The sequence below is a fragment of the Maricaulis sp. B-26 genome, from assembly GCF_056857855.1.
In genome coordinates this window covers 145,974-168,668 of the sequence record NZ_JBSXNX010000020.1, presented here as the reverse complement: position 1 = coordinate 168,668, position 22,695 = coordinate 145,974, and the positions used below count along the sequence as shown (strand labels likewise).

The 22,695-nt window shown below is 66.8% G+C and carries 15 protein-coding genes; 9 read left to right on the top strand and 6 right to left on the bottom strand.

Annotation, left to right across the window (positions count from 1 at the left end; translation table 11 throughout):
* Positions 1-67 precede the first annotated feature (67 nt).
* From AC13HB_RS07335 to AC13HB_RS07320, 4 genes are read left to right on the top strand one after another with little or no spacing between them, the layout of a single operon-like run.
* Positions 68-949, top strand: a complete 882-nt coding sequence (locus tag AC13HB_RS07335) for a DUF3034 family protein (RefSeq protein WP_482949087.1) — start codon at positions 68-70, stop codon at positions 947-949.
* 10 nt (positions 950-959) lie between these two features.
* Entirely contained in the window at positions 960-1,466 is a 507-nt protein-coding gene (locus tag AC13HB_RS07330; protein WP_482949086.1) for a group I truncated hemoglobin, read from the top strand.
* A 47-nt stretch (positions 1,467-1,513) separates the two neighbouring features.
* A complete protein-coding gene (locus AC13HB_RS07325; RefSeq protein ID WP_482949085.1) occupies positions 1,514-2,119 on the top strand; it encodes a cupredoxin domain-containing protein in 606 nt (201 codons plus the stop codon).
* A 12-nt stretch (positions 2,120-2,131) separates the two neighbouring features.
* Entirely contained in the window at positions 2,132-4,450 is a 2,319-nt protein-coding gene (locus AC13HB_RS07320; protein WP_482949084.1) for a putative bifunctional diguanylate cyclase/phosphodiesterase, read from the top strand.
* On the opposite strand, the gene AC13HB_RS07315 is transcribed toward AC13HB_RS07320, so the two are convergent.
* The 5 genes from AC13HB_RS07315 to hemN form a co-directional block, all read right to left on the bottom strand.
* Entirely contained in the window at positions 4,447-5,424 is a 978-nt protein-coding gene (locus tag AC13HB_RS07315) for a zinc transporter ZntB (RefSeq protein WP_482949083.1), read from the bottom strand. The two genes, AC13HB_RS07320 and AC13HB_RS07315, sit on opposite strands and share 4 nt — an antisense overlap.
* Positions 5,417-6,394, bottom strand: coding sequence for a mechanosensitive ion channel family protein (locus AC13HB_RS07310; protein WP_482949082.1), 978 nt, complete (start codon positions 6,392-6,394; stop codon positions 5,417-5,419). Before AC13HB_RS07310 ends, AC13HB_RS07315 begins: the two co-directional genes overlap by 8 nt.
* Before the next feature lie 90 nt (positions 6,395-6,484).
* On the bottom strand, positions 6,485-10,585 hold the full coding sequence (locus AC13HB_RS07305; protein ID WP_482949081.1) for a translocation/assembly module TamB domain-containing protein: 4,101 nt from the start codon (positions 10,583-10,585) through the stop codon (positions 6,485-6,487).
* A gap of 2 nt (positions 10,586-10,587) precedes the next feature.
* Positions 10,588-12,252, bottom strand: coding sequence for an autotransporter assembly complex protein TamA (locus tag AC13HB_RS07300; RefSeq protein ID WP_482949080.1), 1,665 nt, complete (start codon positions 12,250-12,252; stop codon positions 10,588-10,590).
* 147 nt (positions 12,253-12,399) lie between these two features.
* The gene (gene hemN, locus AC13HB_RS07295; RefSeq protein ID WP_482949079.1) at positions 12,400-13,731 is read right to left on the bottom strand and encodes an oxygen-independent coproporphyrinogen III oxidase; all 1,332 of its coding nucleotides are present in this window, start codon (positions 13,729-13,731) and stop codon (positions 12,400-12,402) included.
* A 139-nt stretch (positions 13,732-13,870) separates the two neighbouring features.
* On the opposite strand from hemN, the gene AC13HB_RS07290 reads away from it, so the two are divergent.
* The 4 genes from AC13HB_RS07290 (at position 13,871) to AC13HB_RS07275 (ending at position 19,781) form a co-directional block, all read left to right on the top strand.
* Positions 13,871-14,719, top strand: coding sequence for a DUF3108 domain-containing protein (locus tag AC13HB_RS07290; RefSeq protein ID WP_482949078.1), 849 nt, complete (start codon positions 13,871-13,873; stop codon positions 14,717-14,719).
* Between the two features lie 359 nt (positions 14,720-15,078).
* Complete coding sequence (locus AC13HB_RS07285; RefSeq protein WP_482949077.1) at positions 15,079-17,124, top strand: TIR domain-containing protein; 2,046 nt, start codon at positions 15,079-15,081, stop codon at positions 17,122-17,124.
* 82 nt (positions 17,125-17,206) lie between these two features.
* Positions 17,207-17,815, top strand: coding sequence for a hypothetical protein (locus AC13HB_RS07280; protein ID WP_482949076.1), 609 nt, complete (start codon positions 17,207-17,209; stop codon positions 17,813-17,815).
* 151 nt (positions 17,816-17,966) lie between these two features.
* Positions 17,967-19,781, top strand: a complete 1,815-nt coding sequence (locus tag AC13HB_RS07275) for a tetratricopeptide repeat-containing protein (RefSeq protein WP_482949075.1) — start codon at positions 17,967-17,969, stop codon at positions 19,779-19,781.
* Here the strand turns inward: AC13HB_RS07275 and AC13HB_RS07270 are convergent.
* Positions 19,773-20,618 carry a Crp/Fnr family transcriptional regulator gene (locus AC13HB_RS07270; protein WP_482949074.1) on the bottom strand — a complete coding sequence of 282 codons (846 nt, stop codon included), beginning with the start codon at positions 20,616-20,618 and terminating at the stop codon, positions 19,773-19,775. The two genes, AC13HB_RS07275 and AC13HB_RS07270, sit on opposite strands and share 9 nt — an antisense overlap.
* 10 nt (positions 20,619-20,628) lie before the next feature.
* On the opposite strand from AC13HB_RS07270, the gene AC13HB_RS07265 reads away from it, so the two are divergent.
* Positions 20,629-22,620 carry an alkyl/aryl-sulfatase gene (locus AC13HB_RS07265; protein ID WP_482949073.1) on the top strand — a complete coding sequence of 664 codons (1,992 nt, stop codon included), beginning with the start codon at positions 20,629-20,631 and terminating at the stop codon, positions 22,618-22,620.
* The last annotated feature ends 75 nt before the right edge of the window (positions 22,621-22,695 follow it).

Genomic DNA, 22,695 nt, shown 5'->3' with positions numbered 1-22,695 from the left:
GCCCAGCTAGATATTTCCCCAGTCGCCCTATGTCTTTCGGGGTGAGCGCATAGCGACTGGGGAAATCATGACATCGAAAACGACTGGCGCTGCGGCTCTGATCGGGTTCGCCGCCCTGTGCGCATCGCCTGCTTCGGCGCTGGATAACGAGATCGGCGGCAAACTCCTCCTCACGCGCGGCATCAGCACGATCGAGGGGAGCGGAGGCGGCGGTCTTGCCAGCTGGGCCCTGATCACCGGCAACGAGACCGATCGCGGCATTGGCGGCACGGCGCACGCGACGCTGGTCGATCTGCCTGATTTCCGGTTCGAGGCCTTCGGGATCGCGGCCGGCTTCTACGATCGCTTCGAGCTGTCCTATACGCGCCAGCGCTTCGACACGCAGGACGCCGGAGCCGCGCTCGGCCTGGGTGCGGGCTTCGCTTTCGAGCAGGATGTCTTCGGCGCGAAGCTGCGTCTGATGGGCGATGCGGTCTACGACCAGGACAGCTGGATGCCGCAGATCGCCGTCGGTGCCAACTACCGACGCAACGACCAGGGCGCGGTCATCGCGGCGGTCGGCGGCGAGGATGACGAAGGCTTCGATGTCTATCTCGCGGCGACGAAGCTTTTCCTCGAACACTCCCTGCTGGTGAATACGACCCTCCGCGCCACGCAAGCCAACCAGGCCGGCCTGCTGGGTTTTGGCGGCGATCGCGAAGACGGTCATACGCTGCAGGCGGAAGTCTCGGCGGGCGTCCTCGTCACGCGCCGCCTGCTTGTTGGCGGCGAATACCGCTTCAAACCCGACAATCTCGGTTTCGCGCGCGAGGACGACTGGTGGGATGTGTTCGCGGCCTATGCCGTGGGCGAGAACCTGACCTTGACGGCGGCCTGGACCGATCTCGGCTCGATCGCGAGCTTCGAGGACCAGCGCGGCTTCTATCTCTCCATCCAGGCCGGTTTCTAGGAGGCCGATCATGACGACCACACGCATTCTGGCCGCAGCTTTCGCGGCCGTCAGCCTGACCGCGGCGGGTCTGGCGCAGCCGGCGCATCAGCAGCCGGGCGAGCTGCCCGTAGACCCCTATACGGTCAGCAATGAAAATGCCGGCGCCGAACCCATCACCGATCCGGCTGTTCTGGCGGCTTTCAACGGAGAGGACGGGATCGCGCGGATCGTCGACCACCTGATCGCGGGTATCCAGGCAGACGAGCGTATCGAGGGTATCTTCCGCGCCAGCGACTGGCCGCGTCTGCGACGCACGCTGATCGAGCAGTTCTGCTACATCCTCGGCGGTCCCTGCGACTATACTGGGCGCTCCATGGCCGCGGTGCACGAGGATCACGGCATCACCACGCGCGAGTTCAATGCGCTGGTCGAGAACCTCCAGGACGCGATGGATGTCGAGGGCGTGCCTTTCCGCATGCAGAACCGTCTCCTGGCGCGGCTCGCCCCCATGCATGACGAGGTGGTGACGCGCTAGTGGGGCGGCTTCATCTCATCCTAACCAGATCGGGCCATGATGGCGGCATGTGGAGAGCCTGTCTCATCCTGCTCGCCGGCGCGATCCTGTCGGCACCGGCGCTGGCCGGCGATCTGACGGTCACCGTCCGCGCGGCGGACGGATCGCCCGTGGCCAACGCCGTGGTCACCGTGCCCGGGAGTTTTGACGGCGCGCCGCCAGCCCCAACGGACCTCGCCATGGCGCAGGAAAATCTCCAGTTCAATCCGTTCGTGCTGGTCGTGCCGGAAGGCGCCGACGTTACCTTCCCCAACCGGGACCGCGTGCGCCATCACGTCTATTCCTTCGCCCGCGGCAATCGCTTCGAGCTGGAACTCTACGGGCGCGAGGAGGAGCGCTCCGTGCGCTTCGAACGCACCGGCATCGTCCCGCTCGGCTGCAATATCCACGACGACATGCTGGCCTTCATCCGCGTCGTCGATACGCCGTATGCGGTGCGGACCGATGCCGACGGCCTGGCCGTGCTCGAGGGGCTACCGGACGGTGCCACCGAGCTGACCGTCTGGCACCCCTTCGGCGATGCACCGGACAACCAGATCACCCTTCCCGTGACCCTCGATGGCGCGGATGCGCCGCAAGTCGAGGTCACTCTGGATCTCGTAAACCGGCACTAGGGCGGTTCCACCATGATCCAGTTCCGGTCCCTGCGCACAAAGTTCGCAATCATCTATGCGACCCTCTTCGGCCTCGTCCTGGCCGCGGTGGCGGCGACGGCTTTCTTCACGGTCCAGCGGGCCGCGACCGGGATCGTGCGCGACGAGATGGCGACGACGGGTCTCGTCTTCGACCGCATTCTGGGCCTCTATTCGCAAAGGCTGGAAGACGCCACCGACCTGCTCGCGCGGGACTTCGGCTTCCGCGCGGCCGTGGCGACCAATGATGCGCCGACGGTCGAGTCCGCGCTCGCCAATCTCCAGGAACGCTATGAATTCGACCTGGCTTTCGTGCTCGACGAGCGGGCCGGCATCGTCGGCCTCGGCTCGGGCGATGTGCCGGTCGGGGTGCAGGGTTTCGACGCGGTTCTGGGCGACCGCGACAGCGCAGGCGGCATGATGCTGGTCGGCGGCGAGCCCTATTTCGCCGTCGTCCGCCCGGTCCGGGCTCCCATGCGGGTCGGCCGGGTGGTCTTCGCCTACCGGCTGGGCGCGCCCGCCTTGCGGGGCATGACGGAGCTGTCGGCCATCCCCCTGTCGACACAGCTCGCCTGGCATGAAGACGCCGAGGGCTGGCGCGGCGCACAGGGGACGATCGAACGCTATGAAGCCCTCTTGGGTGAGGACGGCATGGCGGACGGGCCCGCCGCGAACGGCACCAGCGCGGACGGTGAGGCGCTGATCAGCGTCATCCCCCTGCAGGCCTTGTCGGAGGGAGAGCGCTGGGCGCTCCTGCTCGAATATCCGCTCGCGCTCGCCATGGCACCCTATCGCGCCATCCTGGCTGCGATCGCGGTTGCCGGCGCGATCGGCATGCTGGTTCTCGTCGCGGGCACCTGGCTGCTTGCGCGCAGCCTGACGCGTCCGATCAAGGCGCTGGAAGAAGCTGCCGGGCGACTGGCCGAGGGCGGCACGACGGAAGTTGTGGTCGAAGGGCGGGACGAGATCGCGCGGCTGGCCGAAAGCTTCAACCTGATGGGCCAGCAGATTTCGGCGCGCGAACGCCGCATCACCCATCTTGCGCGACACGATGTCGAGACGGGCATTCCCAATCTGCATGCGCTCGAGCACACGCTCGAGGCGGTCGAAGCAGCGCGCGGCGAGGCCCATGTCGCGGCGATCGGGATCGATCGCTTCCACCAGGTGCGCGGCGCGATCGGTTACAGCGCTTCGGCCCGGATGATCGCCCAGCTCGCCGAGCGTCTTCGCGACGGCGTGCCCGGCGTCTTCGTGGGCCGGATTTCAACCGATACGCTGGGTGCGGTCTTCACGGCTCAGGACGAGCGCGAGGCGCAGCGTGTGACGGGACAACTGGGCGAGCTGGCCGAACAGCCGGTCCTGCTCGGCGCCGAGCGCGTGGATGTACATGCCACGATCGGGCTGGCTGAACGGCATGACGGCGACGGGACGGATCTGACCCTGATCGAATGCGCGGGCGTTGCGGTCGACCAGGCCCGCGAAGCCGGAACCCGGCTGGCGCGGTTCGATCGGGCCGCCTATGGCGACCCGACCGCCGGCCTCTCGCTGATGGGCGACCTCGTTGCCGCGCTCGAAACCGGCGAAATCTTCCTCGCCTACCAGCCCAAATTCGATATCGCCGCCGGTCGCGTCGCCGGTGCGGAAGCGCTGATACGCTGGCAGAGCGAGAGCCGCGGCTTCATCGGTCCGGACGATTTCATCCCGATGGCCGAGGAAACCGGCCATATCGCGCCGCTCACCGTCTGGGTGCTCGACCGGGCCATCCGCGACCAGGCGGCGCTGGCGAAGGTTGGCCATGACTGGCCGGTCGCCATCAATGTCTCCGGTCGGCTGATCTCGGACGCCGGCTTCATTCGCGACGCCGTCCGGCGGGTCCAGGCAGCGGGCGCGAAACTCGTCTTCGAGATCACCGAGACGGCGGTCATCGGAAATGCGGAGGCGGCTCTGGAAAACATCGCGATCCTGCGCGATGCGGGTATCGCGATCGCCATCGACGATTACGGCTCCGGACTGTCCTCGCTGGCATATCTGCAGGCAATCCCGGCGCAGGAGCTCAAGATCGACAAGGCTTTCGTGCTCGAACTCGACGCATCGGGGGACGACCGTCTCCTTGTGAAATCGACCATCGATCTGGCGCACAGCCTCGGCATGAAGGTGACCGCGGAGGGCGTGGAGAATGCGGCCGCTCTTGCGACGCTCGCGACGATGGGCGCGGATATCGCACAGGGCTACCACATCGCCCGACCGATGCCGCTCGCCGATCTTGCGGAGTTTCTGGCGTCAGGCTCGGGCGGTCTCGCCGACAGCGCCTAGATCCATTTCAGCCAGCGGAAGACGAGCGCCTGACCCACGCCGATACCGGCCATCAGGGCGACGACGATGGTGAAAGCCATGCCGGAATCCGTGCCGGGAATACCGCCGACATTGATCCCCAGCAGGCCCGTCAGGAAGCCCAGCGGCAGGAAGAGGGCCGCGATGACCGAGAGCACGTAGAGGTTCCGGTTCATCCGGTCGGCGAGGCCCGAGGCGAGTTCGTCCTTGATGATCTGACCCCGCTCGCGGATCGCGTCGAGGTCTTCGAGATAGCGTGTGATCCGGTCTAGATTTTCCTGCAATCGCCGCCGCGCCGGCGTTTCGAGCCAGGCAAACTCCGTGCTCCTCAGATAGCCGATCACATCCCGCTGGGGCGCGAGATAGCGCCGCAGGATGATGGCGCGCTTGCGAAGGCCGTTGATCGCTTGCCGCTCATTGACGGACGGATTGTCCATGACCGCTTCTTCCAGATCGTCCATCTGTTCGCCCAGCGCGGTCATGACGGGCTCCATGCGCTCGAAGAGACGGCCTGTCAGTGCCGCGACGAACTCGCCGGAATTGCGCGGCCCGGTGCCGTTGGCGAGCCGGTCCTGGATATCGCGGACCGCCTTCAGGCTGCGCAGCTGGACGCTGACGATGCGCGAGCGGTCCACCCAGAGGCGGACCGAGACCATGTCTTCGGGATCGGCGTCGGCATTGAGATTGACGCCGCGCAGGATGAGCAGTGCCCCCTGGTCGAACTCGACGATGCGGGGGCGTGTCTCCTCGGCGAGGAGGGCTTCGATGATGAGGGGGTCGAGATAGCTGATCTCGGTCTCGATCCAGTGCCGGGCTTCCGGATGCCGGCCGTCCAGGTGGACCCAGGCCAGCGTATCGGCCGCGATCGAATGCGTCGCTTCGTCCGAGGTCAGAAGCGCGCCGTGACCATCGCCGCGGACCTCCGCAGCGTAGAGAATGCCGTTCTGCTCAGACATCGGCATCTCCGGTCTGCGCGGCGCCGGAGCGGATATGCAGGTCGCGTTGCGGGAAGGGGATTTCGATGCCGTTTTCGCGGAATTTGCGCCAGATCGCGAACATCACATCGCTTTGCGGGGCCCAGCGTCCCTGCGCCACGTCCGCGACCCAGAACAGCAGGAGGAAATCGACCGAGCTGTCGCCGAAATTGCGCAGGAAGCATTGCGGCGCCGGGTCCTCGATACACATCGGATGTTCGCGCGCGGCCTCGAGGATCAGCGCATGCGCCCTGTCCAGGTCCGAGCCGTAGGAGACGCCGACCGGGATTTCCACCCGCCCGCGTGTATTCGACAGCGTCCAATTGGTCACCCGATTGGTGATGAAATCCTCGTTCGGGATCAGGATTTCCTTCCCGTCGAGCGTTTCGATCAGCGTGTAGCGCGCGCTCGCCCTGCGCACGAAGCCCGACGTGCCGTCCGGCAGCTCGACGAGATCGCCAGTCTCCATCGAGCGCTCGAAGAGCAGGATGAGGCCAGAGACGAAGTTCGAGGCGATCTTCTGCAGACCGAAGCCCAGACCGATACCGAGGGCGCCGCCGAGCACGGTCAACGTGGTCAGGTCGATCCCCATCAGTTCGAAGGCGATGAGAAAGGCGACGATATAGAGGGCGATCTGCACGATCTTGGTGACGAGCGTGCGCGTGGCAACCTGGACCTTGGACAGTTTCGCCACCCGGTTCTCGACGATGCTCGAGAGGATCGCCGTGCTCCAGAAGATCAGCGCCATGACGAGAAGGGCTCGCAGAACGGTGTAGGCACTGATGCGGGTATTGCCGACCTCGAAGGTGAGAAGCTCGGTGTCGAGATACTGGCGCAGGGTCTCGAACTGGCCGGTCACGCCTGCTGCGACGATGGCGGCGAGCAGGATGAAAACGAGCCAGCTGGCCCAGATCCCCTTGGGTTTCAGTATGGAAAGAAAGAGTTTTTTCATCCGGAATCCAAGTCTTCCAGGTCCTTGCGCCGTCTTTCAGTGCTACTCTGCGCCCTGAAGCGAGGCAAGGAATTGTGGGGCGTCGCGCATTCAGTAATCGCGTCGCCATCGCAGGGAGACGGACGCGTCCGTATCGGCCCGCAGTCGCGAGAGCAGGCTGAGATCCGGGGTCAGGGACCACTCCACCAGGGCTTCGTCGATCGCTGCCGTGCCCGCGGATCCGACCTCGACATAAATATCGTCGCCGATGCGGCGTCCGCCCGTCACCGACAGGCTGCCATCATCATTGGAGGACAGGTCCAGCCGGTCGATCCCGGTGAAATCGCGCAGCTGGCCGGCCACGTCGAGCACGTCCTGTCCGGAGAGCTGCGCGGCCAGTTGTGCGGCCTCCAGAGCTCCCAGCTGGCTGACGGACTGGTCGAAGAGGAGCCGCGACAGGATCTCGTCCTCCGGCAGAGACGGGTCGCTCGACAGGGTGACGGTCGGCGCATTGGCGCGTCCGGTCAGGCGGGCCGTAGCGGCAAATCCGGTTCGCCGGTGGACAGCCGTGAGATCAAGGCGGGCATCGTCGGGCGCGCCATCGAAAGTGACGCTGCCATCTTCCATCGTGAAGCGACGGGAGAAGACGAAGGCCGACCCGTTGAGCAGGTCGGCGGAACCATGAAGAGAGGGCTTCCCGGACGGCCCCGTGACCTGCAGGTCCAGGCCCCACTCGGTGGCAAAGGCACGCGAATTGACATGAATGCCGTCATCCGCGCGAACCCGGTAATCGAGCCGGATCGGCAGGGTTTCGCGGCGTTCGCTCTGCCGACCCTTGGGCAGGTTGATCTCTTCGACATCGAGATCCGGGATCGAGCTGGCGCCATTCAGGGCCGGGCGGATGCGCAATTGCACGAGATCGGTTTCTCCGCTGATGCCAAGGCCCTCCGCATCCAGGCGCAGATCGGCATGGCCGGTCGCCTGAAGGGTCAGGTCAGGGCGGTGGGCTGCGACGAAGCGGTCGAATTCCAGTCGCCCGCGGCCGTCGCGGCCGTTGCCGTCCAGCCGCCATTCGCCTTCGCCGCTGATCCGGCCGTCGCGATCATCCGTCGCTTCGAAACGCACCACGCTCAGGCTCTCTTCGTCCAGCTCGGCATCGATGGCGAGGCCGGCGATCACGCTGCCGGAGGTTTCCGCGACGACATGCCCGTCCCGGACGGAGAGATGACCCTCGATACTCGGCGATGCGCGTGTGCCGCCCACTAGAATACGGGACTCGACACGACCCGATTCCATGCGCGTTTCCACCGGCAGCAGGAGGCTGCCGAGCGAGGTGGCGTCTCCGTTCGCTGTGAAACGGCCTTCGATCGCGGCGCCTTCGGGACCGGCGATGGCAGTGAGGCTGCCGGTCGGTCCTGCGCGCCGGATATGGCCCTCCGCTTCGAGTCCGCCGCCGCTCGCGACAAGAGCGGCGACGGCCGCATCCGCATCGAGATCCAGCGTCAGGCCGAGCGTCAGCGTTTCCATATCCGGCCGGTCGATATCGGCCAGCCCGGTGCCGTCCATGCGTGCGCGTCCGGTCCAGTTTCCATCGGCCAGCTCGAAGCGGCCCTCGCCCGTCAGCGCGCCGCGCAGGAGGGGCAGACGGGCGATATCGGAGGCCAGGCTCGCCGGCAGGGCGCTGACCCGGAATTCGGCGCGGGGCGTTTCCGCGACGCTGTCGTACAGGACGTAAAACTCGCCGCCATCCATCGTCAGCGCGCCGGAGGCATGCACGCCGTCCGAACCGGCGCTGATTTCGACCGGCTCGCTCGAGCGCCAGTCGTGAATGCTCCACTTTCCCGCCGGGCTGAAGCGTGCCTCGACCCCGTCCCGCGCGACGGAGACATGGCCGCTACCCACCAGATCGACGCGGCTGGACAGGCGGCCCGCGGCCGATGCGTGCAGGGTCATGCCGGACAGGGGACCGTCCAGGTCCAGGCGGGCATTTTCCAGATAGGCATTGCCGCGCAGGCGGTCGGCGAGGCGAAGACGGGCGGTCAGCTCGCCGGCCATCAGGTCGGAGCGGGGCGCAGTAAAGCTGGCATCGAGGACCGGCCTGTCTCCGTCGGCAATGCCGATTTCGACATTCAGCGATCTGTCGTCCCGGACGAGACGGGCGTCGAGGCCGGAACGGCCGATACGGCCCTCGGGAACGGAGATTTCGAGCCTGCCGCCGCGGTGGTCGAGGCGTCCGTTGAGCCGGACGGCATCGCCCTCATGGAAGGCCTCGAGCGTCCAGTCGCTGCGGATTGCGCCCTCGTTGATCCGAGTGTCGGCATTGAGACGGGGGCGTGCGAGACCCACCGGACCGGCACCAAGGCGGTCCGTGGAGGTGGTTGTGCGCAGGCTGATGCCCTCGTCTCCGGCCTCGCTTTCGAAGGCGGTCGCCACGCCGCCGCCGATTTCCAGCGCGGTGACCGGCAGTGCGCCGAGCAGTGCGAGATTGCCGTTCAGCCGCCAGTCCGACGCGGTGACGAATTCGCCGTTCGCCTCGAGCCGGAGCCCCGTGGCGTCGGCGGCGAGCTCGCGGGCCCGCCAATGACCCTCGCCCCGCTCCAGGCTGGCCGTTGCGCTCAGTCCGGAGAGTGTCGAACCGAGCGGGCCGGACCAGACAGTCTCCTGCGCATCGAGACGGGCCTCGATACGGTCAGGGCCGTCGGTGCGGGCGGTCAGGCGGGCCGGTCCCTGCGCCATGTCGGTGACGAGCGCCAGATCCTGCAGTGCGAGCTCGCCGGTCAGAAGCGGAATGCCTGTGCGCATATCCCATTGCCCGCTGGCGTTCAGCGTGACGGCGTCCGCCTGCAGGTCCAGCCCGTCAATGCGCAGGGTCCGGGCCGCGGAAAGCCAGGCGAGGCGCGTGGTGAGCCGGGCCGTATCGCCGAGCAGGAGGTCCGTGTCCGCCTGTCCGGTCTGCGGAGCGGTGATGTCCAGTTCCGTCTCGACCGAATAACCGCCGGTGATGCGGGAGAGGGCGAAGGGGCCGGCAAGGCGCGGACTGGTCACTCCGCCCGCGGCCATATCCTCCAGCACGAGTGCGCCGGTCAGATCCAGTCCGGCATCGCGCCGGATCGTTCCGGACCAGCGGGCGGCGCCGAGCGCGATGAGTGCGCCGCTCAATTCCTCCAGGACGGCCGGATCGAGCTCAAGCTCGGCCTGCCAGCCGGGGGCGTTCTGCGCGCGCATTTCCAGGCGCCCGCCGCGGCTTTCGACCGAAAGCCGGGTCAGCTGCAGGCCTGTCCCGGTTCTTGTCCCTGACATCGCCCCGGTCTCGCCCCGGGCGTCGAGATGCCCAGCTTCCGCGAGGGGTTGCAGCGCGTCCGGCAGGAGGCGCCAGTGATTGATGTCCGCATCGGCGCGAAGCTGCCACTGGCCGTTCGACCATTCTCCCTCGCCGGCCGCCCGTTCCTGGCCCCCGCTGCGAAGCATGAACTGCCCGTTGCCCTCTGCGGGCGTGCCGGCAAGACCAGCTTCGATCTCCACGTCTTCATCAGGCAGCCGGACAAGACTGGCGAGCAGGCCCTGTGCGTCTCCGCTCGCAGTTATCCGGCCCGCCAGCTGACCGTCGCCATCGCTGAAGCGGGCGTCCAGGCGGTCGGAATCGCTGTCGGTGGAGACCAGGGTCATGGCGAGCGTGTTCCGGCCCGGAGCGAGCCAGCTGAGATGTCCCTCGAGGGCATATGTGCCGGCCGGGCCGATCACGCCTTCCGACACATCGATCGCGGCGATGGCGACATGCTCGATCGCCAGACCCGGAAGCCCGACGGCTTCGTCGCGAGCGCTTGACGGCGTGGTGTCCGGAACGTCCGTTCCGCCCGGCCGGCGCAGGATGGCGAGGCGTGCCGCCTGTGCGCGGTCGATCCTGAGGGGGCCGAAGAGCAATGTGCGGCCATGCCAGTCCAGCTCGACGTCGTCCGCCTCGAGCCAGAGCCCCTGAGCGTCGACGAGACGGAGCCGTTCGATTTGGAGGCCTGAGAGAAGATCGCCCCGCAGGCCCTCGATCTCGGCCTGACCGGCATTGCCGAATGTGCGCCCTTCCAGGATCGTGCGTGCCAGCCAGTGCCCGGGCGGGGTCATGGCGGCCAGGCGCGCGAAGAGCAGCAGGACGAGAAGTCCCGCGAATGCAAATCCCGCCCGGCGTGCCCAGCGCAGTATGTGCGTCCGCGCGATCATGGTCAGAAAGCCTGTCCGATACTGACATAGACCTGGACGGGGGCTTCGCCGTCGCGACGGTCCAGCGGCGTGGCGAGATCGATACGGACCGGTGCGAAGTCGAAATAATAGCGGGCCCCGAGGCCGAAGGCCGAGCGCATCTCCGACCAGTCGGGCGTACGTTCCGCCGAGGCCGTCGCGGAATCGACGAAGGCGACGGCGCCCCACCGACGGTTCACGCGCCAGCGCAGTTCCGTACTGATCTCCGCCACCGAAAGGCCGCCCAGCGGCGCACCGCTGGGGCCGAGCGGTCCGATGGACTGATATTCGAAACCCCGGGCCGATCCGCCGCCGCCCGCGAAGAAGCGTTCGTCGGCGGGCAGGTCGATGGCCGAGGCGCCGACGAGCGAGCCGGCGCGCACGCGCATGGCTGCGACCAGGTCGTCGCCAAGCGGCTGATAGGCGCTCGCGCTCACTTCGGCGCGGAGATACTGGCCGCTCTCATCGCCGAAAACGGCGGTCGGGCTCACCGTGGCCGAGGCGCGAATCCCGTCGGACGGGTCGAGCGGCGTGGTGCGGGAATCATAACTCGCGACGAGATCGAGCGCGGACGTCAGGAAGTCGCGTTCGCCACTGGCATCGCGCAACCGGGAAGCGTCGAGGCGCGTGCCGGCGCCATAGCGCCGCCGCTCGCCGACGCGGCGATTGATCTCGGCGGAGACGGCGATCTCGTCCTGCTCATAGGCGTCCGTATTCTCCTGGGCGATACCCGCCTGGACGAAAAGCGTCTGGTCGAAGCGGCGCCAGTGCGGCCGCGAGATCTGCGCGGACAGCGAGGTGTTCAGCGTGGCGAGGCGGGCATCGACGATGAGGGTCTCGTCGCTGCCGAAAAGATTGCGGCGCGTCCAGCTGATATCGGCGCCCGGGCCCTCGCTGGTCGAATAGTTCAGGCCTGTCTCGATGGTATGGCGCGCGGCGGGCTCCAGCTCCACCTCGACCGGCCGCTGACCGTCATCGCCGGGATCGCCGAGCGTCACGCGTGCGGTGCGCACGCTTTCCAGTGCATCCAGGCGGCGCTGGTATTCCAGCATGTCTTCCCGGCTGGCAGGTGTCCCGGTTTCCAGCGGCGAGATGCGGGCGATGAAGGGGGGATGCCAGTCCCCTGCCGCGACCCGGACCTGACCATAGGTCGTGAATGCGCCGGGCGCATAGCGGAACCGGACCGAGCCGGTGGTCGAGGCGTGATCGACAATGACGCGCCGCTCGCCGAGCGCGGCATCGGGCCAGCCGGAGGTCTGCAGGGCGTCGAGCCCCCGCGCCTCGGCATCGATGACGGCCTGGGCACGCAGGGGCGCACCGGGTGCGAGCGCAAGCGCGCTGCGTGCCGTCTCCAGCGAGTCCGCATCGGTCCCTGTATCGACGGCGATCTCCCCGATGGTGAAAACAGGTCCGGGCGATACCCGGATGATGGCGCCGGTGGCCGGATCGAGCAGCGGGTCGACCCGCAATCCGTAATAGCCGCGCGATCGCAAAAGGCGGCGCGCCCGGCTGGCGGCGGTCCGGGCGTCGCGCAGATCGCTGGAGGCGCCATTTCCCTCCGATGCCCGCTCGCCGATCACGGCTTCGATGGCGGCGCGCAATTCGGGGTCGTTCACCCCTTCCACGCGCGCCAGCGGCTGCGCCGCCACCGGTCCCGCGACCAGGCCGGAAGCGGCTAGCAGGCAAAGCCAAACTGGAAAAAGGACGGGTCTCACGCTGGTGCACCGATGCTCTGCAACCCCTTATAGGCGGGGCGGCGAGAGCTGTCCCGCACTATTATGGCCGTCCGATGGCGTTCAGACGGCCCGGCTGTGGCGCTGGGCAGCCGGTTCGAAAGCCGGGTCGATACGCGCGGCGATATTGCGCACATAGGGTTTTCCGGCATCGGTCACGATCAGACGGTCGCCCTCGATCCGCGCCAGGCCAGCCGCGATCACGTCCGCGAGCGGTCCGGCATGGCGGGCGGGGTCGATCTGGACGGCGAAGCGGCAGAGAAGGGCGTCGATCTGCGCACCGTCCGCCCGCGTTTCTGCGTCACGGCCGACGCCCCTGACCAGCGCTGTGTCCCCGGTCTCGATCGCCTCGGCATACCGGGCGGGGTCGGTGATGTTCTGGACGTAACCCTGGGCGCATTCCGAGATGGAGGAGGCGCCGAGACCGATGAGTACATCATAGGGGTCGTTGGTATAGCCCTGGAAATTGCGCCGGATCGTCCCGTCGCGCGCGGCTTGCGCCAGCGGGTCGTCGGGGCGGGCGAAATGGTCGAACCCGATACCCTCATAACCCAGCTCCGTCAGCAGGCGGGCCGCGGCGAGCATCTGCTCGAAGCGTTCCTGCGCGCCCGGCAACCGGTTCTCGGGAATGGCTTTCTGATGTTTCTTGAACCAGGGGACGTGGGCATAGCCGAAGACCGAGATGCGGTCGGCACCCATGTCCGCGACGGCGCGGGCCGTCGCCTCGACGCGCTCGATGGTCTGGGCGGGCAGGCCGTACATGATGTCCATATTGATCGCCGCGATCCCGGCCGCACGCAGTTCGGCCGCGGCGGCGGCGACCTGGTCGGCGGGCTGGATGCGGTGGATGAGCGTCTGCACCTCCTCGGACACGTCCTGCACGCCGAGGCTGACGCGGTTCACGCCGTTCGCGGACAGCGCAGCGGCCAGCTCCGGGGTGACGCCGCGCGGATCGAGTTCGACGGCGATCTCCGCGTCCTCTGCGAAGGGGAACCGCTTGCGCAGCTGGTCCATAATGGCGCCGAAACGGGCAGGGCTGAGCATGTCCGGCGAGCCGCCGCCGAAATGGACATGACGCACACCTCCGTCCGCAGGTGCTTCGGCCGCGCGTGCCTCGATCTCGCGGGCGAGGCCGTCGAGATAGCGCGCCACCCGGCTGTCGCGATTGGGGATGGTCGTGTTGCAGCCGCAATACCAGCACATCACGCGGCAGAAGGGGATATGGACATAGAGCGACAGGGCGGGGTTTGCGGGCTGCTGCGTCATCCAGCTCGCCCAGTCGGACCCGTCGACGGTATCGCTGAATGCGGTCGCGGGCGGATAGGAGGTGTATCGCGGCACCGCCTCTAGGGCGAAGCGGGAGAGAAAGCGGGGCTGGGCGGCAGCGTCTGGCATGGTCGGGGCAGTCCGGATTTCGAAGGTCTTCTGTCCCTAACGCGCCGTAGGCGGAAGGGCGATGCGCCGAAAGCGCGCAGGTCCCGGATTGCCATGGCGGACAGCCGGTCGCATGCTTTCCGCCAGCCAAGAGGTCTTCATGCGTTTCCGTTCGTTTGCCGTCATCCTGTGTTGCCTTCCGGTGCTGGCCGTGCTGCCGGCCCGGTCTGCGCAGGCGGATGAGGCCCCGCTCGATGCGGAACCTCGTGCGGGCGTCGAAGTGGAGGCGCGCTATGCGAGCTCCGTGCTGATCTTCCGCGTCGGAGAGATCGAGCTGGAGGCAGTCTTCGGGGCCGAGCGCTACGCAGCGCAGAGCCGCGTGACGGCGGTGGGGCTGGCGGCGCTCTTTACCGATTTCGATATCCGCTCTGAGGTGCGCGGCCGGCCCGGGGAGGGGCCGCTGCGCTACGCCCATGTCGAGCGTACCGGCGACAAGGTCCGCTCCGTATCGGTGGATTTCGGGACCGGCGTGGCGCAGGCTGTGGCGGAGCCGCCCTTCGGCTCCCTCGGTCAGCCGCCGGCGAGCGCGGAAGAACGCACCGGCGTGATCGACCCGATGACAGCCTTCTTCGAGCTCTCCCGCCTGGTCGCCGCCAATGGCGAGGCCGGATGCGTTGGCCGGTTATCGGTTTTCGACGGCAAGCAGCGATATGATCTGCGCCTGGAGGACGGAGGCGCCGAGCGTATACGCACGCGCGCCTGGCGCGGAGAGGCGCGGTTATGCCGGGCCTGGTACGAGCCCGTTTCCGGCTATGATCCGGAGGATTATCCGAGCGAAAGCGAGCTGCGTCATCCGCTCGAGGTCTGGCTGGCCGAATTCCCGGAGGCGGGCGTACACCTGCCCGTGCGGATTTTCACCCGCGCCGGCTTTGGCGGGATCACGATCGAGGCGTCGGAACTGGCTATTCGTTCGGCGCCGCCGGCTGTGGATCCTGATGGCGCCGATTAATCGCGGCCGGTGTGATCGCTGTCACGGTCTGTCCCGATCAGCTCTGATATCCCGGACTCACCATCCGATGGATGGCCCCAAACTCCTCCCGGATACCGGTCCCTCCGGCCCGGGGGCTCGGCGGGATGTGATGACTTGCCCAAGGTGGAGCCCCAACTCTACTTTCACATCCCGCCACTATTCTCTCCCAGACATTGCCCCGTCCTCGTCTCACGTTTTCGTCGCACGTCCTCGTCTCTGGCAGGCAATGCCGTATTAGCCGTTTGCGATCCCGTTGATTGGTTAGGGATATTCCGGGCGCTGCCTTGCGCCTTGCCGGCAATCGCCTGAAGATGCCGTCAAGGTGTGGGGAGGGAAGGATGGCGGCCAGTACTCGGTATCGCGCATTTATCAGCTACAGCCATGACGATGCGCGCGATGCGCACTGGCTGCATCGCGCCCTGGAAACCTATCGCCTGCCCGGGCGCCTGGTCGGCAAGGAGACGGCGAAGGGGCCGGTGCCCCGGCGCCTGACGCCGATTTTCCGCGACCGGGACGATCTGCCCGCATCGGGCGATCTGTCACAATCCGTCCGTACGGCGCTCGGCCAGAGCGATACGCTGATCGTGGTCTGTTCGCCCGCCGCCGCAGCTTCGCGCTGGGTCAACGAGGAAATCCGGGTCTTCCGCGAGGTCAATCCGGATGGCGATATCCTCGCTGCGATCGTGGACGGCGAGCCCGAAGCGGAAACAACCGGCTTGCCCCCGGAACAGGAATGCTTCCCGCCCGCCCTGCTCGAGCCGGGCGAAAGCGGTGCGGCGGTCGAGCCGGTGGCTGCGGACATGCGCCGTTCCGGAGACGGGCGCCGCATGGCTCTGCTCAAGCTGGTCGCGGGACTGCTCGGGCTGAGCCTGGACCAGCTCATCCAGCGCGATCTTCAAAGACGTCAGCGGCGCGTGACTGCCGTCACAGTCGTTTCGGTTCTGATCTCTGTATTCATGGCAGGACTGACGCTGTTCGCAGTTTCGGCGCAATCCGAAGCCGAACGGCGCAAGGCCGAGGCAGAGGATCTGATTGAATTCATGTTGAACGATCTGCGCACGCGACTTGAACCCGTTGGCCGCCTGGATGTGCTCGATGCCGTCGGCGAAAAGGTCATCGAATACTATGACAGCCAGAACCGCTCCCAGATGTCGGACGACGATCTGGGGCGCCGTGCCACGGCGTTTCATCTGCTCGGCGAGATCGATTCCGCGAGCGGCGATCTGGACGGGGCCTATCGGCACTTCACCACCGCCTATGAGGCGACCAGCCGGATTCTGGCGGTCGATCCGCAATCGCCGGCGCGCATCTACGAGCATTCGCAGAGCGCCTATTGGGTCGGCTATTTCGCCCTGACCCGCGAGGACCTCGACCTCGCCGAAGCGCGTTTCATCGAATATCGCGACCTGTCGCAGCGGCTCGTCGAGCTGGAACCCGACAATGTCGAATACCGGACCGAAGCCGCCTATGCGATGTCCAATCTGGGTACGCTTTATGCCGGTCAGCGCCGCTGGCAGGAAGCGCACGACTCCAAGAGCCGCTCCGTCGAGATGTTTCAGGCGCTGGCCGAGCGTGACGGCGCGCCGCCGCAGGCCTGGATCGATCTGGCGACCGGCTGGGCCTGGATGGTTCGCATCAATGAGTATATCGGCGACCGGGACGCCGCGATCGCGGCGGTGCGCGAGCAGATCCGGATTTATGATCTCGGGCTTGCCGGAGAAAACAACTGGCATGTCCGCCGCAGCGCCATGGCGGCCGAATACGCCCTCGCGCGTCTGCTCATTTCCGAAGGCGCGGACAGTTCCGCCGGGGACCTCCGCTCCGCGCTGGAAATCCTCGAAGTCGCATCCTACGAGGCCGATGCCCTGATCCAGCACGACGAGACCAATCTGAACTGGCGCGTCGTTGCGGTTCGTCAGCGGCTCTGGCTGGCGCAGGCGCAATTGCTTGCCGGAAATACGCAAGCGGCCCGTCAGGCTTATTTCGACGCAACGGCCTTCATGACGCACGAGTCCTGGCAGCGCGCGGAGGGGGCACGCTATGACGAGACCCGCATTCACGCCCTGCTGATCGAAGCTAGGCTCTTCGTCGCCATGGGCGATCTCGACTCGGCTCACACCGCGCTGGATCATCTGTTCGGCGCGCTGAACAATGTCGGGAACTGGCAGGACGACCTTGTGCGGGGACCCTATCTCTACGCCGCCGGGAGCACGACGCTGGCCGCCATCTATGACGAGCAGGGGGATGCCGCTGCGGCGGCCGAGGCCCGGCGCATGCTGGTCGAGACGCTGACGCCGATCGCCGACCGGCTGAGCGCCGGTGCGACGAGCGAGTACCTGCGGGCCCGGTCGCAAATTCAACAGGAAATGGCGGTGGCGGAATGATGCATCGTTAGGGTAGGGTGGAAGTCGGTCACGCGGCCGAGTTCGGGGCCGCCTTGTTCATCAAAATCCAAGGGGGGCAGCCATGCCTGGCGTAGATCGTGATTCCTTCGACGGTACGCTTGTACAGTCGGAGCTGACCAATCCGTGTGGTTTCGAGTATTCCTGTACGCAAGTCAGCCTGATCGCGGATGCGAGCGACGGGTTCGTCGTCGCCACCGGCAGCGATCTCGGGCGTGATCCGTTCACCGACGAGGACCTCTCCGACATTTTCGTGACGTTTGCGAGCGTCGTCGCCCAGTTTGCCGGCGAGGATGCCGCCACGATCCGGACGGCCGTGATGTCGGCATTGTCCGGATCCTGGACCGCCGCAGGCGACGTCATGCCGTCGCCCTTCGATCAGAAGGTCACCAAGCCGACCCGCATGGTCTTTCATGTTCACTCGCCGGGCTGGGGCTTTGAAGAGGCGCGTGTCAAGTTCAAGTCCAGCTTCCCGCCCGGGGCTTTCTGCGGCCTGCAATGGCTGACCCTCGACGGCGTGAGCAAGCAGCCCTACAGCTTCCAGCTTCTCGCCCAGGCGACGCCGGCCGTGAAGGGTGTCTATGACTTCGCGCTCTTTATCCGGGTTTCCCAGGAAGCCGGCCTGCAATCCACCCGGCTGATCATCGACCCCCAGGTGGATATCGATCCCTGATCGACGTCGTCCCGAGTGACACCTGCCTTGCCCCCCGGTTCCAGCGGGGGGCAAGCTGCGTACGGCCTGATCCGGAGTGCGTTGCGGTCTGCTGCTCTTTTCGGCTGCGAACAGGGATGCGCCCCGGCGGGCATTGTGGCAACACTTCTGAATGACCGCACGTGATGTCATTCTGGACCGCTTCAACCGTGGCGATCTCGCTCGTGCCTACGATCTTTGCCAGGTCGAGCTGTCACGGCGGCCGGACGATCTCTGGCTGCGCCACCGCTCCGTCCTCTGCCTGATCCGCTCGGGGGCCCTGGAGCGGGCCGAGCAGGAATACCGTGCTTTCCGCCTCGGCGAGGCCCGGCACGACGAGGATTGCCTCGCACTCGGCGCGCGCCTGCTCAAGGCGTTCGCGATGGAAGCCTCGCCGTCCGAATTCGCCGGCAAGGCCCGGAATGCGGCAAGCTGTTATGGCGAGGTCTTCGCTCAGACGCGCGGCCATTATACCGGAATCAATGCCGCCAGCATGTATCTGCTGGCCGGCGACGCGGCGCTCGCGGCCGATTATGCGCGCCAGGTCCTCGCCATCAGCGAGGCCGCGCCGCCGGAGGACGCAGAAGCGGCCTATTACCAGCTGGCTTCACGGGCGGAAGCCTACCTCCTGCTGGGAAATTCCGGTGCGGCGAACATGGCGTTGCGTGCGGCGATGGAGCGCGATCCGCAAAATCACCTCGCCCATGCGACCACGCTGCGCCAGCTGCGACTCGTGGCGTCTGCAAGAGGAGTCTCCGCGCCCTGGCTGGAAACGCGCGCCCCGCCGCGGCCGGCGCATTTCGCCGGTCATATCTTCCCTCTCGGCGACGGACCGGGCGCGCTCGACCCCGCGGCCGAAGCCTCCCTGGCGGACATGCTCGACCGCGTGATCGCCGAGGACAGGATCGGCTCGGTCTATGGTGCGGTCGCGGCCGGCGCGGATATCATGATCGCCGAGGCGGCCTTGCGGGCGGGCTGCGATCTCGCCGTCGTCCTGCCCGTTCCCGCGCAGGCTTTCATCGATACGTCGGTCCGGCCCTATGGCGACGACTGGCTGAGGCGCTGCGAGGCCTGTCTCGACGCGGCTTCGGACATCAAGGAAGCGACGACCGAGCGGCGGATCGTGTCGGAGCTCAATCTCAATCATGCGAGCGCTGTCGCCATGGGGCTGGCGCGGATGCGGGCCGAAGTCCTGGTAACCTCTCCGCGGCAGATACTTCTCTATGACGGGCAGGGCGATACGGCGACGTCGGGGACCGGTCATGACGCCCGGGCCTGGGCGGCCGCCGGGCTGGAACAGCGGATCATTCCCTTCTCCCGTCCCGACGCGACCGGACCGGCTGACACGCCGCCGCGCCCGGACGGGGACGGTTTCGAACCGGCCATGCGGGCCATGCTGTTTCTCGATGTTCGCGGGTCGTCCCGTGTGCCCGACGACCGGATCGCCAGCTTCGTGAACCATGTGCTCGGGGCGCTCGCCGCCTGCTGCGAGGCCCTTGAGGTCCCGGCGCTATATTCCGACAGCTGGGGGGACGGCATGTTCCTCGTTTTCGATCGCGTCGAGGCGGCGGCCGATGCGGCGACGGAATTGCGCAAGGTGTTCGAGGAGGTCGACATGGAAGCCCTGGCCCTGCCGGACACGCTGGGACTTCGGATCGCCGGTCATTACGGCCCGGTCCACATCGGCACCGACCCGCTCCAGAAGCGCCGCGCGCCTTTCGGCGGACAGGTTGCCATCGCGGCACGGATCGAGCAGGCCTCCCTGCCCGGTGCCGTCTGCGTCAGCGAGCCGTTCGCCGCGGTTCTCGCCATGTCGTCGGAAAGCCGTTTCCGGTGTGAGTATCTCGGCCGGATGGAGGTGGACCCGTTGATCCCCGAACTGCCGCTCTATGCCCTGCGCGCCGTGGCGCCGGGCTCGCAGATGGATAGTACGCCGGGCTCAGCTTGAGACCGCCATCCTTTGCAGCAGTTCGGGATCGACCAGTTCGAGCGCGCTTTCGCTTCGCCGCAACAGTCCCTGCCGTTCCAGGGCATTGACCGTCCGGGACGCGGTTTCCCGCGTCGTGTTCACGCGGCGGGCCAGCTCGATCATGGACGGGGCGGGGCGGACCTGCCGGGCGGGACCCAGCGAGCCGGCCGGAGCCGACATGCGCAGCAGCTCGGCATAGACGCGGCCGGTGGCCGACATGGCAGACAGTTCGAACATGCGCTGGGTGGTGTGATTGATGCGCCGGGCCAGGAGCCGGGCGACGGACAGGGCGATCGGTCCGTGCATATTCATCAGGGCCGTGAAGGTGGTCCCGTTATAGCAGGCGAGACGGCACTCGGTTTCGGCAATGATCTCGGTCGTGCGAGGCTGGCCCGTCAGCGTGGCGAGTTCGCCGAAGACGGCCCCGGCACCGAAAGCGTCGATCCAGATTTCCTGCCCGCTTTCCGAGAGAAGCACGACGCGCGCCGACCCTTCCAGCAGGAGGTAGACGAAATCGTCATTGTCATCCTGCGCGATGATCGTCGTATTCGGATCGAACAGGCGGACATCGGCGCTGGCGATCAGCCCGCGGCGGGACGCATCGTCGGGAATGTCCAGTTCGAGAAATGCGTGATTCCACGCTTCATCGAGGACCATGGCCGCTCCTGTCGGCAACACATTCGGGTCGCGATTGTCGGACATGGCGCGGGCGAAGGCCAGTGATATTGCATTGACAATGCAGGCCGGGCCGGTTGGGGCCTCTGCATGCTCGACCGGGCGGTCGTCAGCAGCTAGCGTGAAGTGAACGCTGTTCATGGGGGTCCTGATGCCGTTCGCCAGACTCGTCTTCATTCTGTCCGTTTCGCTGGTGTTTTATCTGGGGGCATGCGGAGAACAGCCGGAAACGGTCGCGCCGCCAGCTGTCGACGACGATGTCGACGCCAATGGCTTTCATGCGGCGACGCCCGGCACCGCCGCTGCCAATCGGGACATCGCGACCCGGCTCGACCTGGAGCAGAATTCCGGTGACCCGCTGGCGCGCCGCGGCTTCATCGCAACCACGCCCGGTCTGGATCTGCGCAACCGGGACGGCAGCCTGATCTGGCGCCCTTCGGATTACGCCTTTCTGGAGCGGGAGACGGCGCCGGACACAGTCAATCCGAGTCTGTGGCGTCAGGCGCAACTCAATGCGCAACACGGCCTGTTCGAGGTCCGGGAGGGCATCTACCAGGTGCGCGGCTTCGATCTGGCGAACATGTCGGTCATCGAGGGCGAAACGGGCCGGATCATCATCGATCCTCTGACGTCCGTGGAGACGGCGCAGGCCGCCATGGCACTGGTCGATCGCGAGCTGGGCGAGCGCCCGGTCTCCGCCATCATCCTCACCCACAGTCATATCGACCATTTCGGCGGTGTGGCGGCGATCGCGGGCGAGGATATTCCCGTCATCGCCCCGGCCGGCTTCCTCGAAGCTGCCGTCAGCGAGAACGTCATGGCCGGGATCGTGATGGGCCGCCGGGCCGGCTATATGTACGGCACCCGCCTGCCGCGCTCGGAACGCGGCCATGTCGGCTCGGGACTGGGCAAGCATCCCGCGCTCGGCGAGCACACGTTCGCGATCCCGGACATCGTCATCGACCGCTCGGGCCAGACGCTCGAGATCGACGGCGTCAGCATGGAATTCCAGTACGCGCCCGGCACGGAGGCGCCAGCCGAGCTGACGGTCTTTTTTCCCGAGCTGAACGCCTGGTGCGGCGCCGAGCTGGTCTCGCGCAATATGCACAATCTCTACACGCTGCGCGGAGCGCAGGTGCGCAACCCACTGGCCTGGTCCGCGGCGATCGACGACGCCATGCTGCGTTTCGGCGACCGCACCGAGGTGATCTTCAATTCGCATCACTGGCCGGTCTGGGGACGCGAGGAGTCCCGGGACTTCCTCACCGCACAGCGCGATACCTACAAATACATCCACGACCAGACCCTGCGCCTGGCCGCTTCCGGGATGACACCCGACGAGATCGCGGAGGCGATCGAACTGCCGGACCGGCTCGCCTCTCGGTTTGCCGTGCGCGGTTATTACGGCACGCTGAAGCATAACTCCCGGGCCGTCTATCAACGCTATTTCGGCTGGTATGACGCTGTCCCGGCCCACCTCGATCCGCTACCCCGGACCGAGGCGGCGCAGCGCTATGTCGAAGCCTTCGGCGGGCTGGAGACGACGCTCGGTCTGGTGGATGCGGCGCTCGCGGCGGACGAAATGCGCTGGGCGGCGGAACTCGCCCAGCATGCGGTCTTCGCCCGGCCGGACTCCGAGGCGGCACGCGACCGCCTTGCCCGCGCCTACGAGCAATTGGGATATCGGGCCGAATCCGCCCCCTGGCGGGATGTCTATCTGTCGGCCGCCTGGGAGCTTCGACATGGCGTGGATGCCGTCGATGCGACCCGGGCAGGTTCAGCCATTCTCGAGGCCATCCCGCTGGACATGTTCTTTTCGGCCATGGCGACCCGCCTGGACGGGCCTGCCGCAGCGGAGGCCGACCGCGTGTTCAACTTCCACTTCACCGATGTGGACGAGCGCTATGTCGTGGAGATCAGCAATGGCGTCATGCATCATCGCGCCGGGCCGCCGGCCGATAACGCCGATGCGACGGTGACGCTGACGCGTGCTTTCTGGATGCGTCTGCTGCAGCAGGAGGCGGGCCTGTTCGACATGGTCGCCTCGCGGGATTTTGCTGTCACGGGCGACCGCCGGGCCCTGCTCGGCTTCTTCGCCCTGCTGGAACAGCCGGAACCGGCCTTCGCTATCGTGACGCCGTAAGCATGCAGCGGAATGTGCCTTTTTGCGTGTGCGACAAAACCTGATTAAGTGCGATCCACACTTTTCGCCGAGGAA